Origin of the sequence: Rhodococcus olei (assembly GCF_039540555.1) — a bacterium.
GTDB classification, from domain to species: domain Bacteria; phylum Actinomycetota; class Actinomycetes; order Mycobacteriales; family Mycobacteriaceae; genus Rhodococcus_G; species Rhodococcus_G olei.
Genome location: NZ_BAABFB010000029.1, coordinates 249,031 through 262,660, shown reverse-complemented (window position 1 = coordinate 262,660; position 13,630 = coordinate 249,031). Strand labels below are relative to the sequence as shown.

The 13,630-nt window shown below is 70.5% G+C and carries 10 protein-coding genes; 4 read left to right on the top strand and 6 right to left on the bottom strand.

What is annotated here, in order from left to right; all coding sequences use genetic code 11:
- Positions 1 to 16 precede the first annotated feature (16 nt).
- The 3 genes from casG (at position 17) to ABD951_RS07705 (ending at position 4,313) form a co-directional block, all read left to right on the top strand.
- Positions 17 to 1,678, top strand: a complete 1,662-nt coding sequence (gene casG, locus ABD951_RS07715) for a steroid-24-oyl-CoA synthetase (RefSeq protein WP_345343265.1) — start codon at positions 17 to 19, stop codon at positions 1,676 to 1,678.
- A 46-nt stretch (positions 1,679 to 1,724) separates the two neighbouring features.
- Positions 1,725 to 3,482 carry an N-acyl-D-amino-acid deacylase family protein gene (locus tag ABD951_RS07710; RefSeq protein WP_345343263.1) on the top strand — a complete coding sequence of 586 codons (1,758 nt, stop codon included), beginning with the start codon at positions 1,725 to 1,727 and terminating at the stop codon, positions 3,480 to 3,482.
- Positions 3,483 to 3,554: 72 nt separating this feature from the next.
- On the top strand, positions 3,555 to 4,313 hold the full coding sequence (locus ABD951_RS07705) for an SDR family NAD(P)-dependent oxidoreductase (protein ID WP_345343924.1): 759 nt from the start codon (positions 3,555 to 3,557) through the stop codon (positions 4,311 to 4,313).
- Between the two features lie 9 nt (positions 4,314 to 4,322).
- Here the strand turns inward: ABD951_RS07705 and smc are convergent, their stop codons facing one another.
- The 5 genes from smc to ABD951_RS07680 all read right to left on the bottom strand — a co-directional run bounded on the left by smc (position 4,323) and on the right by ABD951_RS07680 (position 10,855).
- Positions 4,323 to 7,934, bottom strand: coding sequence for a chromosome segregation protein SMC (gene smc / locus ABD951_RS07700; protein ID WP_345343261.1), 3,612 nt, complete (start codon positions 7,932 to 7,934; stop codon positions 4,323 to 4,325).
- A gap of 79 nt (positions 7,935 to 8,013) precedes the next feature.
- Entirely contained in the window at positions 8,014 to 8,781 is a 768-nt protein-coding gene (locus ABD951_RS07695; protein WP_345343259.1) for a VOC family protein, read from the bottom strand.
- A gap of 109 nt (positions 8,782 to 8,890) precedes the next feature.
- Positions 8,891 to 9,133 carry a helix-turn-helix transcriptional regulator gene (locus ABD951_RS07690; RefSeq protein ID WP_345343257.1) on the bottom strand — a complete coding sequence of 81 codons (243 nt, stop codon included), beginning with the start codon at positions 9,131 to 9,133 and terminating at the stop codon, positions 8,891 to 8,893.
- Positions 9,123 to 9,974, bottom strand: a complete 852-nt coding sequence (locus ABD951_RS07685; RefSeq protein ID WP_345343254.1) for an ABC transporter permease — start codon at positions 9,972 to 9,974, stop codon at positions 9,123 to 9,125. The genes ABD951_RS07690 and ABD951_RS07685 overlap by 11 nt, the downstream gene beginning before the upstream one ends.
- Complete coding sequence (locus tag ABD951_RS07680; RefSeq protein WP_425569794.1) at positions 9,971 to 10,855, bottom strand: ABC transporter ATP-binding protein; 885 nt, start codon at positions 10,853 to 10,855, stop codon at positions 9,971 to 9,973. Before ABD951_RS07680 ends, ABD951_RS07685 begins: the two co-directional genes overlap by 4 nt.
- A gap of 244 nt (positions 10,856 to 11,099) precedes the next feature.
- On the opposite strand from ABD951_RS07680, the gene ABD951_RS07675 reads away from it, so the two are divergent.
- Positions 11,100 to 12,668 (top strand): APC family permease, encoded by a 1,569-nt coding sequence (locus ABD951_RS07675; protein WP_345343250.1) that lies wholly within the window; start codon positions 11,100 to 11,102, stop codon positions 12,666 to 12,668.
- A gap of 3 nt (positions 12,669 to 12,671) precedes the next feature.
- On the opposite strand, the gene ABD951_RS07670 is transcribed toward ABD951_RS07675, so the two are convergent.
- Positions 12,672 to 13,619, bottom strand: coding sequence for an alpha/beta hydrolase (locus tag ABD951_RS07670; RefSeq protein WP_425569808.1), 948 nt, complete (start codon positions 13,617 to 13,619; stop codon positions 12,672 to 12,674).
- Positions 13,620 to 13,630: the final 11 nt, after the last annotated feature.

Sequence of the window (13,630 nt, the reverse complement as noted above, 5' to 3'; positions counted from 1 at the left end):
ATCGAAAGGAACCACAGTGACGAAGTCCGTTGACCCACAGGCGTACATCGCGTCCGTGATGGCCGGGCTGACGGGCCCGGGCGGGCGGTTCGAGCTCGGCGTCGAGGAGGTGCTCGGCGCCGAGATCCCGGTGATGAAGAACCGGGACCGGTCCCTCGGCGACGTGCTCGCGGCGTCGCTCGGGTACGGCGACCGCGACTACCTGGTCACCGAGGATCGCCGGATCAGCTACACGGAACATGGGGCCGCCGCCGCCGCGTTCGCGACCGCGCTGCGCGAGCGGTACGGCGTCGGCAAGGGCGACCGAATCGGCATCCTGGCCGCCAACACCCCCGAATGGCTCGTCGCCTTCTGGGCGGCGCAGTCACTCGGCGCAATCGCGGTCGGCTTCAACGCCTGGTGGGCGCCGCGTGAGGTCGAGTACGGCATCGACCACACCAAGCCCACCGTCGTGGTCGCCGACGCCAAGCGCGCCGCGCTGCTCGGCGAGCTCGGCGCCGACGTCCCCGTGCTGACCATGGAGGAGGACGTCCCGCGCCTGGTCGCCGAGTTCGCCGGCTCCGACCTGCCGCACACCGATGTGGACGAGGACGATCCGGCGCTGATCCTCTACACCAGCGGGACCAGCGGCCGACCCAAGGGCGCCGTGCACTCGCACCGAAACGTGCTCGCGACCATCGACTACCACCGGTTCAGCGATGCGCTCGCCGCCGCGTTCACCGGCGGCGACCCGAACTCGGATGCCCCGAGCGACCGGCGGTACCTGCTCACCTCGCCGCTGTTCCACATCGCCAGCCTGCACAACCTGGCCGTCCCCCGGCTGGCCACGGGCGGCGCGGTGGTGATCCACCAGGGCTCGTTCGACGTGGACCGCATGCTCCGGCTGGTCGAACGCGAGCGCGTGACCAACTGGGCCGCCGTCCCCACCATGGCGAATCGTCTGCTCGAGCACGAGGATCTGTCGCAATACGACCTCTCCTCGGTCACTGCGTTCGCGCTGTCGGCGGCGCCGTCGTCCGCGGCATTCCAGGACCGCCTGCGCGAGAAGGTGCCGTTCGCGCGCAACTCCCTCGTCGACAGCTACGGCCAAACCGAGAGTGCCACCGCGATCTCCGTCGCCACCCCGCTCGATCTCGCGCAGTTCCCCGGAACCCTCGGCCGGCCCATCATCGGGGTCGCCGTTGAGGTCAGGGACCCGTTCGGAGTAAAGGTTCCCGACGGGGTGGAGGGCGAGATCTGCGCGCGCAGCCCCTACGTGATGCTCGGCTACTGGGACAACCCGGAGGCCACCGCCGCAGCGATCACCGAGGACCGTTGGCTGCGCACCGGCGACTTCGGTGTGATCGAGAACGGCATGGTCCGGCTCACCGGGCGACGGTCGGACCTGATCCTGCGCGGCGGCGAGAACGTGTACCCGATGGAGATCGAGCAGTGCCTGGACGAGCACCCCGAGATCCTCGAGTGCGCGGTGATCGGCGTCGACCACCCCGACCTCGGCCAGGAGGTGGCCGCGGTGGTCGTCGCGCGGTCGGAGGGCGCCGTCACGGAAGAGGAGCTGCGGGCCTTCGCCGCCGAGCGCCTCGCCTATTTCAAGGTCCCGGCTCGGTGGCGGATCACCACGTCGCCGTTGCCGCGCAACGCGACCGGCAAGACGATGCGCACCCAGGTGGTCGTCTGATGGCCCCACGGTCGGCAACAGCGGTTCGAGATTGGAGTGATCTGCGATGAGCTACGACGTGATCGTCAAGAACGGCCGGTGGTTCGACGGCACCGGCGCACGGTCCGAGACCAGGAATCTCGGCATCCGCGACGGGCGGGTGGCCTCCGTGTCGGTCGATGCACTCGACGAGACGGACTGCCCGCAGGTGATCGACGCCGCCGGGAAGTGGGTCATCCCGGGCATCGTCGACATCCACACCCACTACGACGTCGAGGTCATCCTGAGTCCTGGGCTCAAGGAGTCGGTGCGGCACGGCGTCACCTCGATCTTCCTGGGGTCGTGCTCGCTGTCGGCGGTCCACGCCGATCCCTCCGACGCGGGCGACCTGTTCGGCCGGGTCGAGGCCATCCCGCGCAAGTTCGTGGTCGACACCCTCACCGCGTCCCAGACGTGGACCTCGGCGCACGAGTACGTCGAGGCCCTCGAGGCACTGCCACTGGGCCCGAACGTGGCCTCCTTCATCGGCCATTCAGACATTCGGGCCGCACAGATGGGCCTCGACCGGGCGACCCGCAAGGACGTCAAACCCACCCCGGCCGAACTCGACGCGATGGCGGCCAAGCTCGAGGAGGCGCTCGACGCGGGCTTCATCGGCATGTCCTCGCAGGAGCTGCTGTTCGACAAGCTCGACGGCGAGGTCTGCCGGTCCCGGACCCTGCCCTCGACGTACTCGACACGGCGGGAACGTCGCAGGCTCAGTGCGATCCTGCGACGCCGGGGCCGGGCATTGCAGGCCGGCCCGGACGTCGGCCGCCCGCAGTCCATGGTCGCGTTGGCGCTGAGCAGCGTGGGGCTCTTCCGCCGCCCGTTGAAGGTGAGCCTGCTCTCGGCTGCCGACGTCAAGGCGATACCGGCTGTGGCGCACGTGTTCCCGGCGATGGCACGGGCCGTCAACGGGATGCGCGGCAACTTCCGGTGGCAGCACCTGCCGGTGCCGTTCGAGGTGTACTCGGACGGCATCGACCTGCCCGTGTTCGAGGAGTTCGGGTCGGGTGCGGCGGCGCTGCACCTGTCCAATCAGATCGAGGAACGGCGCGCGCTGCTGGCCGACGAGTCCTACCGCCGCCGGTTCCGCAAGGACTACGACAAGAAGTACGGTCCGCGGGTCTGGCACCGTGACTTCTTCGACGCCGAGATCGTCGAATGCCCGGACGAGTCGGTGATCGGCAAGACCTTCGGCCAGGTCGGGGTCGACCGGGGTGGGGTACATCCCGTCGACGCCTTCCTCGACCTGGTGGTCGAGTACGGCACCAAGGTCAGGTGGCGCACCACGATCTCGAACCACCGCCCCGAGGTGCTCAACAAGTTCGCCTCCGACCCCGGTGTGCAGCTGGGCTTCTCCGATGCCGGCGCACACCTGCGCAACATGGCCTTCTACAACTTCGGGCTCCGCCTGCTGCGTCGCGTGCGCGACGCCGAGCGAGCGGGGAATCCGTTCATGTCGGTGGAGCAGGCCGTGCACCGGCTCACCGGCGAGCTCGCCGACTGGTACGACCTCGACGCCGGGCACCTGCGCGAGGGTGACCGGGCCGACCTCGTCGTGATCGATCCGGCGCACCTGGACGAGTCCCTCGACGCCTACGCCGAATCCCCGGTCGCCGAGTACGACAACCTGTCCAGGATGGTCAACCGGAACGACGAGGCCGTCACCGCCGTGTTCGTCGGGGGCGAGTTCGTCTTCGGCGAGGGACAACCCGCACCGGCGCTCGGCACCCGGCGCACCGGCCGGTTCCTGCGTGCCGGCGTACGGGACGCGCGCTGACCAACGGCATCACCTCACGACATCACCCCCGAGGACGGAGCAACAGTAGTGAGTGAGAACAGATTCGACGGCATGACCGCGGTGGTCACCGGCGCCGCGTCCGGGATCGGCGAGGCCATCGCTGTCCGGCTGATGGCCGAGGGCGCGAACGTCGCGGGCATCGACGTCGCCAAGGACGCCCTCGAACGGATGGCCGACGAGTTCGGCCGTTCGTTCCTGTCCGCACCCGCCGACGTGACCGTCGAGACCGAGGTCGCCGCGGCGCTCGATGCCGCGGCGACCCGGTTCGGCCGGATCGACCTCGCCTTCAACGTCGCCGGCGCCTCCCGGGTGGGTGCGATCGTCGATCTCGCCGAGTCCGACTGGGATTTCACGGTCGACCTCGTGCAGAAGGGCGTCTTCCTGTGCACCAAGCACGAGGCCCGGCACATCCGCGCGGGCGGCCGCGGCGGCGCCATCGTGAACGTGGCGTCGCTGAACGCCGTCGTGCCGATGCCGGCCGGGAGCCCCTATTCGACCGGCAAGGCCGGCGTGGTGATGTTCAGCAAGACGGCGGCCGTCGAACTGGCCCCGGACGGCATCCGTGTGAACGTGGTGCTCCCGGGGCTGGTGGACACCCCGCTGGTGGCCCCGGTGCTGGCGTACGAGCCGGCCCGCGACATGTTCCTCGACCGCATCCCGGCAGCGCGGCCGGCGACGCCCGAGGAGATCGCGGGGCCGTGCCTGTACCTGGCCAGCGACGACGCCAGCTACGTCACCGGCTCGAGTCTGGTGGTCGACGGCGGCTGGGAGCTGTCGAACTACCCCGACCTCCGACGCCTCGGCGGGTGACGGTCGCGGCTACTCGGCGACGGGCACGGGTGCGGCGAGGTTCTGCCCGCGCATCCGCTGGGAGATCACCTGGGTGATGCCGTCGCCGCGCATGCTCACGCCGTAGAGGGCGTCGGCGATCTCCATCGTCGGCTTCTGGTGGGTGATGACGATCAGCTGCGACTTCTCGCGCAGCTGCTCGAACAGCCCGATCAGCCGTCGCAGGTTGGTGTCGTCGAGGGCGGCCTCGACCTCGTCCATCACGTAGAACGGCGACGGCCGGGCCCGGAAGATCGCGACCAGCATCGCGACCGCGGTCAGTGACTTCTCACCGCCGGAGAGCAGCGACAGGCGCTTGACCTTCTTGCCCGGCGGACGGGCCTCGACCTCGATGCCGGTGGTGAGCATGTCCGACGGATCGGTGAGCACCAGTCGTCCCTCGCCGCCGGGGAACAGCTTCCCGAACACCTGCACGAACTCGCGTTCGACGTCCGCGTAGGCCTCGGTGAACACCTGCAGGATGCGGGCGTCGACGTCGGCGACCACCCCGAGCAGGTCCTTGCGGGCGTTCTTGACGTCCTCGAGTTGCGTGGAGAGGAAGTTGTAGCGTTCCTCGAGCGCCGCGAACTCCTCCAGCGCGAGCGGGTTGACCTTGCCGAGGGTGGCGAGGTCCTTCTCGGCGCGCTTGGCCCGGCGTTCCTGCGTCGACCGGTCGTACGGCATCGGCGCGGGCGCGACGACCTGCTCGCCGCGCTCGCGCGCCTGCTCGTACTCGGCGATCTCGAGTGGCGACGGCGGCAGCAGCACGTCGGGCCCGTACTCGGCGACCAGGTCGTCGAGACCGATGCCGTGCTGTTCCGAGATCGCGGCCTCGAGCTGTTCGATCCGGGTGGCGGCCTGGGCGCGGGCGACCTCGTCGCGGTGTACCGCATCGGTCAGGGCGCCGGCCTGCGCGGTGAGCTGCCGGACCCGTTCCTTGACCCCCTCGACCTGCTGGGCACGCTCGGACCGTTGCCGGGTCAGGTCCTCGCGATGCGCCAGTGCGGCCGCCACGACGGTGTCGAGATGGGCGGCGACCTTGGTGCCCGACTCGGCGACGGCGGCGGCGACCGCGGCGGCGTTCTTCCGGGCCGCCATCGCCCGCTGCGCCCGCTCCCGTGCCTCCCGTTCGGCCCGGGCCGCGCGCCGCAACGAATCCGCTTTGCCCCGAACCGATTCCGCGCGCTCCTCGGCCGTCCGCAGCGTCAGTCGCGCCTCGACCTCCACCGACCGCACCTCGGCCAGCGCCGCGGCCGCGGCCTCCCGCTCACCGCTGTCGGTGGCCGGGGAGTCGGAACCGGTGGACTGCTCCTGCTGCGCGAGCGCGAGACGTTCCTCGAGCTCCTGCAGGGTCGCGATCGCCTCCTCGCGTCCGCTCTCCGCCGCCGTGCGTTGTGCGGCCAGCCGGTCGGATTCCGCGTGCGCCGCCCGCGCCACCTGCCCGAGCCGGCCGAGTTGCTCGTAGATCGCGGACATCGCGGCGTCGGACTCGTGCAGGGCGGCCAGCGCGTGCTCGGCGGTCTCGGCGCGGTCGGCCTGCTCCGCGAGTGCCCCGGACAGCGCGGCCGCGAGGTCCTCGGCGCGGCGCCGGGCGTCGGCGAGTGCCGCGGTGGATGCGTCGATCGCGGACTGCACCTCGATCGTGGACGGCCTGCGCTCGGAGCCGCCGACCATCCAGCCGGCCCCGGCGAGGTCGCCTGCCCGGGTCACGGCACGCCACTGCGGTTGCGCGGCAACGAGATTCGAGGCCGCCTCGAGGTCGTCGACGACGACGACGGACCCGAGCAGCGCGGTGAGTGCGCCCCGGAGCGATTCGGGGTGGTCGACCAGGTCGAGGGCGGGGCGGGCGTCGGGCGGCAGTCCTCCCGACGCCGGTGACGCCGCGACCGGCGCGTCACCGACCACCAGCGCGGCGCGGCCACCGTCCGCCGCACTCAGCGCGCTCAACGCGGCGTGGGCCGACGCGGCGGTGTCCGCGGAGACGGCCTCGGCGGCCGGTCCCAGCGCGGCCGCGAGGGCGACCTCGTAACCGGGTTCGATGCGGAGCAGGCCCGCGACGGACCCGGCCAGCCCGTCCCCTGCCCGGTGCTCGAGCAGCCAGGCGGCACCGTCCTTCTGCTCGAGCCCGATCGCCAGGGCGTCGATGCGGGCGCCGAGCGACGCGACCTCCTGCCCGGCGGCGCGTTCCGCGTTCTGCAGGTCGGAGACGCGGGCGGATGCGACCTCGAGCGCGGCGACGGACCGCTCGTGGTGCGCGTCCAGGCCCAGCTCGCCGGCATCGAGCTCGTCGACCTTCTCCTGGACCGACTCGAACTCCGCCTGGGCGGCGTCCCCGCGGGCGCGGGCGTCGTCGATGGCGAGGGTCAGCCGCGCGACCTCGGCGTCGATGGAGTCGGCGCGGGTGCGCAGCGTGTCGACCTGACCCGACAGCCGGGCCAGGCCCTCCCGCCGGTCGGCGATCGCCCGGACCGCGGCGAGGTGCGCGCGTTCCGCGGCCGCGGACGCCTCCTCGTACTCGGCGAGCTGCTCCTTCGCCGCGTCGAGGGTCGCGCGGGCGATCTCGACCGCCTCGTGCAGCTCCCGCTCCTCGGCGGCGACCCGGTCGGCCTGCTCCTCGAGCTGGTCCGGGTCCTGGCCGCGGTGCGCGACGGGTTCGCTGCCGAAGTGCCGCGCCCGCTCGGTCGCGATCCGGACGGTGGCGCTGACGCGTTCGGCGAGCGCGGACAGCTGGAACCAGGTCTGCCCGGCGGCCTCCGCACCCGGGGTGAGCCGGGCGAGGGCCTGCTCGTGCAGGCCGAGTTCGGCGGTCGCGGCCTCCAGCTCGGCCTGCACGTGCTCCTGCTGGGCCCGCGCGATCGCCTCGCTCTCCGCCTGCGACGCCAGTTCGGTCCGCCGGGTCACCAGATCGTCGGCGGCGAGGCGGAGCCGGGCGTCGCGCAGTTCGGCCTGCACGGTCTGCGCGCGCCGCGCCACCTCGGCCTGCCTGCCGAGCGGTTTGAGCTGACGGCGCAGCTCGGCGGTCAGGTCGGTCAGCCGAGCGAGGTTGGCCTGCATCGAGTCGAGCTTGCGGACCGCCTTTTCCTTGCGTTTGCGGTGCTTGAGGACGCCGGCGGCCTCCTCGACGAAGGCCCGCCGATCCTCGGGCCGGGACTCGAGGATCGCGGAGAGCCGGCCCTGCCCGACGATCACGTGCATCTCGCGGCCGATGCCGGAGTCGGACAGCAGTTCCTGGACGTCCATCAGACGGCACGACGAGCCGTTGATCTCGTATTCGCCGGCACCGTCCCGGAACATGCGCCGGGTGATCGACACCTCGGAGTAGTCGATCGGCAGCGCGCCGTCGCTGTTGTCGATCGTCAGCGTGACCTCGGCGCGGCCGAGCGGCGGACGGCCCGCGGTCCCGGCGAAGATGACGTCCTCCATCTTGCCGCCGCGCAGCGCCTTCGCGCCCTGCTCGCCCATCACCCAGGTCAGGGCGTCGAGAATGTTCGACTTGCCGGATCCGTTCGGACCGACGACGCAGGTGATGCCGGGCTCGAACCGCAGAGTCGTCGCGGAGGCGAAGGACTTGAATCCCTTCAGCGTCAGACTCTTGAGGTGCACAGCCGATGAGATTACGGCACCGCACCGACCGATCCGGCCATTGCACGGTCGGACCGGACCCGGGCGGACGCGGCCCCGGTCACGACGCCGCGGGTGCGCCGACCGTGAACCGCGCCCCGAACGGATCGGTGACATCCGCGGTCCGCCCGTACGGCATGGTCGTCGGGTTGTCCGCGGTGCCGCCGGCGGCGCGGGCCGCCGCGACGGCCGCGTCCGCGTCCTCGACCTGGAAGAGGGTGCCCCACGCCGACTCGGGCGCCGCCGGGTCGCCGACGATGCCACCGATCTCGTGCCCGTCGGGGCGGCGCAGGAACGTGAAGTCCAGCCCCGGCAGATCCTCGTTCCCGTCGAGGGTGAAGTCGAAAACCGTCGTGTAGAAGTCCCGGGCGGGCCCCGGGGTCGCGGTCACCAGGTCGTTGCGCAGCAATGTGCCGGGCTCGTTGACCAGTTCGCAGCCGACGTGCGCCCGACCCTGCCACAACCCGAACTGCGCCCCGGACGGATCCCGCAGTATCGCCATCCGGCCCTCGCCCATCACGTCCATCGGCTCGCCCAGCACGACCGCGCCCGCGTCGCGGGACCGGGCGACGGTGACGTCGACGTCCTCGGTGGCGAGGTAGACGTTCCACCAGAACTCGGTCGCCCCCGGATCCGGATTCGCCATCAGTGCGGCGACCTTCTTCCCGCGCAGCAGGCACATCGTGTATCGGCCGTACTCCTCGGGGCCGATGTCGAACTCCCATCCGAACACCGCGCCGTAGAACGTCATGGCCCGATCGAGGTCGGGAATCCCCAGGTCGATCCAGGTGGGGGTGCCCAACGGTTGGTTCGTGGTGACGACGCTCATCACAGCTCCTGGGGCGGTCGGTGCGGCGTGGCCTGCCGGATGCCGCCGGCAGGCCAGTGGACGGACCCAGCCTCCTCCCACCCCGATCGCGGCGCAATGTGAGCCGACGTCAGGCGGTCTCCGCACCGGAGCCCAGTCGAGGGAAGGGCTCGGTCGAGAACACGACCTCCACCGCCACCTCGAAGTACGCGGCGATCCGCAGCGCGAGGTGCAGGCTGGGGCTGTACTCGCCGCGTTCGAGGTACCCGACGGTCTGGTAGTGGACGCCCAGCGCCTCGGCCAACTCCCGCCGCGAGATGCCCCGCTCGGCACGCAGCATCGCGATGCGGTTGTGGATGACCTCAGAAGGCACGCTGCATCGCCTTCTCTCGCCGTGCCGCCATATTCGACCCGGATTCGTGACGCGCCATGCGCCGCAACACTACCGGTGCGATCAGCAGCCCTGCGACGGCCCAGACGCCGAGCACGGCAGCTGTCTCGATGTGCCGCCAGGACTCGCCGATCTCGATGGCGACGGCGTCCGGAGGCAGCAGCGCCGAGCGCATTCCGAGCCCGCTCCAGTAGATCGGGAACACCTGTGCGACGCCCTGCAGCCAGCCCGGCAACGCGGTGATCGGGTAGAAGATGCCGGAGATCGCAACGAGTCCCATGAGCGGCATCGTCAGCAGGAACGTCGCGCGCGGTCCGTCGAGGACGGCGCCGAGGATCGCCCCGACCGGCAGTGCGGCGAGCAGACTGAGCAGCAGAACCCAGACGAACGTCAGCCACGCCGCGGCCCCGTCGAGCGAGGACCCGCCGATGATCGCCATCCCCACCGCCAGCACGACCGCCACCTGCACGACAACGGATCCCGCGGCGGAGACGATCTTGCCGACGACGTAGCCGGTCATGCCGCCCGGCACCGCCTTGGCCCGCAACAGTGTTCCGTCCTCCCGGTCGAGCACGAGAACGTTGGTGATCGCGAACAGACCGTTGAACACGATGATCGACCCGATCAGCCCGGGCAGTGCGAGTTCGGCGACGGAGAGGTCGCCACCCGGGTACTCGCGATTGCGCAGCAGGTAGAGCACGACCAGTGCGATGGCCGGGGTCAGGAACTGACCGATCAGGTCGGGCGCGGCGGTGAACAGTTGACGAAGCTCGATCCATCCGCGGGTGAAGCCCGCCCGGACCGCATTGGACGTGGGGTTCATCGTGCGACCTCCGAGAGTGTGAGCACCCCGGTCGGGGCGTCGCCGGACTCGTGACGGCGGACCAGGGCCATGTAGGTGTCCTCCAGCGAGGCGCGGCGCACCTCCAGTTCACCGATGGAATCGCCGTGCTGCTTGAACAGTTCGTGGACGAACTTCGTCGACTCGGTGGTGGTGTGCACGAAGCGCTGGTCGTCGACGGTCCAGCGCACCTCCGCCTCACCTGCGATCGCGCGGGTCAGCTCGTCGGGCGAGCCGTCGGCGACGATGCGCCCGCCCGCCAGGATCAGGATCCGGTCCGCGATCTTCTCCGCTTCGTCGAGGTCGTGGGTGGTGAGCAGCACCGTCGTGTCCTCGAGGTCGGCCAGGCGGTGCACGAGGTCGTGGAAGTCACGACGGGCGGCGGGGTCGAAGCCCGCGGTGGGTTCGTCCATGAACAACAACTCCGGACGGCCGACGATGCCGATCGCGACGTCCAGCCGACGCCGCTGACCACCGGACAACGTGCCGATTTTGGCGCCCGCCTGGTCGGTCAGCCCAACAAGCTCGATGAGTTCGGTAGTGTCCCAAGGCTGTTGGATTCGATCACCGACGTAAGGCCGATAGAACACGGCGAGGTGCTCGAGCAGATCGCGCACGCGCCACTTGGCGTGGTCGCGCCAGGACTGCAGGACGACGCCCACCCGGGCGCGCCAGCGTTCGTCACCGTGTTCCGGATCGACACCGAGGACGGCGACACCACCCGCGGACCGAGTGCGGAAGCCCTCCAGGATCTCGATGGTGGTCGTCTTGCCCGCCCCGTTGGGGCCGAGCATGACCAGCACCTCGCCGCGGCGCGCCTGGAAGGTCACCCCGCGCAGAACGTCGGTGTCGCCGTATCGCATTCGCACAGCGTCGACTTCGAGCACAACACCGTCCCTCGAACCCATGACCCCTCCCCATAATCAACCTTCGGTTTTTCGTAGCATATCTACTACATTTCGATGCGGCAATACTCCGGATGCGCATCGGATGCAGTCACCCCACGCCCTCGGTCGGGAACGGGGTCGGCGCAGACCACACAGCGGTGCGATCCGGGGCGAGGGGCGCCGAAACGGCAAGCGGGAGACGTGCCCTAAGCTGCGGCCAGTGATCGATGAGGCGGCACCGGCCGCAAAGCATGGTGAGGCGGGTGTCCCGGACAAGGGACTGCGGTCGGGGTCACTGACCCTGACGTCCAGTGTGGTGATCGGTGTCGCCTCGGCGGGACCTGCCTACAGCATTGCCGCCACTCTCGGGTTGGTGGTCGCGGCGGTCGGCCTGCAGGCGCCGGTGATCGCGCTGCTGGCCTTCGTCCCGATCCTGTTCGCCGCGTTCGGATACCAGCAGCTCAACCGGGTGGACCCCGACTGCGGCACCACCTTCGTGTGGGCGGCACGCGCATTCGGCCCGTCCTGGGGGTGGATGTGCGGCTGGGCGATCGTCGTCGCGGACGTCCTGGTGATGGCGAGCATGGCGCAGGTGGCCGGCCAGTACACCTTCCTGCTGTTCGGCGCAGACGGCATCGGCCACGACCCGACGCACGTCGCGGTCCTCGTGCTCGGTGTCGCGTTCATGCTCACGATGACGTGGCTGTGCTTCCGCGGGATCGAGATCTCGGCGCGGGTGCAGTCGGTGCTGCTGACCGTGGAGTTCGTCGCGCTCGTCGTGTTCGCGGTGGTCGCGCTGGTCCGAGTGTGGCTCGGCCACGCGGGCGCGGCGGCGTCGACGCCGCAGTGGAGCTGGTTCAACCCGTTGGAGATCGGCTCGTTCTCCACGTTCGTCAACGCGATCCTGCTGATGGTGTTCATCTACTGGGGCTGGGACTCGGTGGTCTCGGTCAACGAGGAGACGGTCGACGAGCGGCGCACCCCCGGCCGATCGGCGGTGATCTCGACCATCGTGCTGGTCGCGCTCTACGTGCTGGTCACGGTCGCGGCGCAGTCGTTCGCCGGGGTCGGCACGGAAGGCACCGGGCTGGCGAACCCCGAGCACTTCGACGACTTCTTCGCCGCGCTGGGCACCGCGGTGTTCGGGGAGGGCCCGGTCGGGGTGGTGCTCGTCCACGTGCTGCTGCTGATGATCCTGACCTCGGCGATCGCGTCGACGCAGACCACGATCCTGCCGACGGCGCGCACGACGCTGTCGATGGGCGTGTTCAAGGCGCTGCCCGAGGCGTTCGCGAAGGTGCATCCGCGGTTCATGACCCCGACCGTGTCGACGCTCGCGATGGGCGCGGTCTCCGCGGCGTTGTACATCGCGTTCAACTTCATCGCGGCCGGTGACCTGATCTTCGACTCCGTCTCGGCGATCGGGATCGCGGTCGGCTTCTACTACGGAATGACGGGTGTGGCGTGCGCGTGGCTGTACCGGGGCGCGCTGCGCGCAGGCGGCCGGGCGCTGTGGCTGCGGGTGGTGCTGCCGCTGGCCGGTGGAGCGCTGCTGCTGTTCGCGGCCGGGTGGACCGCGGTCACGTCGTTCGCGGCCGACTACGGCGAGACGTCCTGGACCCTGCCGTTCGCACCGCACTGGCAGGTCGGCGGCGTGTTCCTGCTCGGTGTCGGCTCGATGGCGGCGGGGCTGCCGCTGATGTGGTGGTGGCGGCGCCGGGAGCCCGCGTACTTCGACGGTGACACCGTCTCCCGCGGGCTCCCGGACGCCGACCTCATCGGCTCCTGACCGTCACCAGGCGTTCAGGGTGTCCAGGATCTGCGGCCGGGCCTTCCACAGCTCGGACTCCCAGTACGGCCACGAGTGGGTGCCGTTGGCCGGGAAGCTGTAGGTGGCACCGACGCCGAGGGTGTCCAGGCGGACTTGGAACGCGCGGCTGTTGGCGAGCGCCAGGGCCTCGAGGCCCATCGCGTTCGCGGTGTTGTAGTAGTCGATCGGCGCGCTCGGGTGGTCGAGCGGCCCGGGCAGACCGCTCGAGGCCGACACGTACAGCGAGAGCCCGCGCAGCTGCGGTGCGAACACGAACGGGTCGTTGCGCAGCCACGACTGGCTCCACGGCGGACCCCACATCGAGTCGACGTTGAAGCGGCCGGCGTCGAGCATCGCGACGCGGATCGCCTCCCGCATGCCCGGCGCCGAGATGTTCAGGTACCCCGACAGCGAGCCGGCGAACTTGAACTGGTCGCGGTGGTAGGCCGCCAGCGTCAGCGCCGCCGAGCCACCCATCGAGAGACCGAGCACACCGTTGTTGCTCCGCGAGACGCCGCGGGTCGCCAGGTAGTCCGGGAGCTGCTTCGTCAGGAACGTCTCCCACTTGTAGGCGTTCTGCTGGCCGTTGAAGTTCGACGGCGCCATCCAGTCGCTGTAGAACGAGGATTCGCCGCCGACCGGCATCACGAGCGTGACGTTGTCGTTCGCGTACTGCGCGAGCGCGTTGGTGTCGCGGGTCCAGGCGTTGTAGTCGTTGCGGGCGCGCATGCCGTCGAGGAGGTACAGCGCCGCGCTGCCACCCCGCTTGGCCCACTGGATCTGGACCTTGATCGGGCCCATGTCGGAGGGCACCCACACCTCTTCGTAGCCGCCCCACGGAGCACGGTGCACCACCGGGGCGGCACCCGCGACCGCGCCTCCGGCCGTGCCGGAGATCACTCCCGCGACCACCGCGGACGCGGACAGCATCCGCAGCCCAC

What these genes read in the sequence shown, in the direction of transcription:
- ABD951_RS07710 (WP_345343263.1), top strand. Translation starts at nt 1,725, where the DNA reads ATGAGCTACGACGTGATCGTCAAGAACGGCCGGTGGTTCGACGGCACC.
- ABD951_RS07705 (WP_345343924.1), top strand. Translation starts at nt 3,555, where the DNA reads ATGACCGCGGTGGTCACCGGCGCCGCGTCCGGGATCGGCGAGGCCATC.
- ABD951_RS07695 (WP_345343259.1), bottom strand. Translation starts at nt 8,781, where the DNA reads ATGAGCGTCGTCACCACGAACCAACCGTTGGGCACCCCCACCTGGATC.
- ABD951_RS07685 (WP_345343254.1), bottom strand. Translation starts at nt 9,974, where the DNA reads ATGAACCCCACGTCCAATGCGGTCCGGGCGGGCTTCACCCGCGGATGG.
- ABD951_RS07680 (WP_425569794.1), bottom strand. Translation starts at nt 10,855, where the DNA reads ATGCGATACGGCGACACCGACGTTCTGCGCGGGGTGACCTTCCAGGCG.
- ABD951_RS07670 (WP_425569808.1), bottom strand. Translation starts at nt 13,619, where the DNA reads ATGCTGTCCGCGTCCGCGGTGGTCGCGGGAGTGATCTCCGGCACGGCC.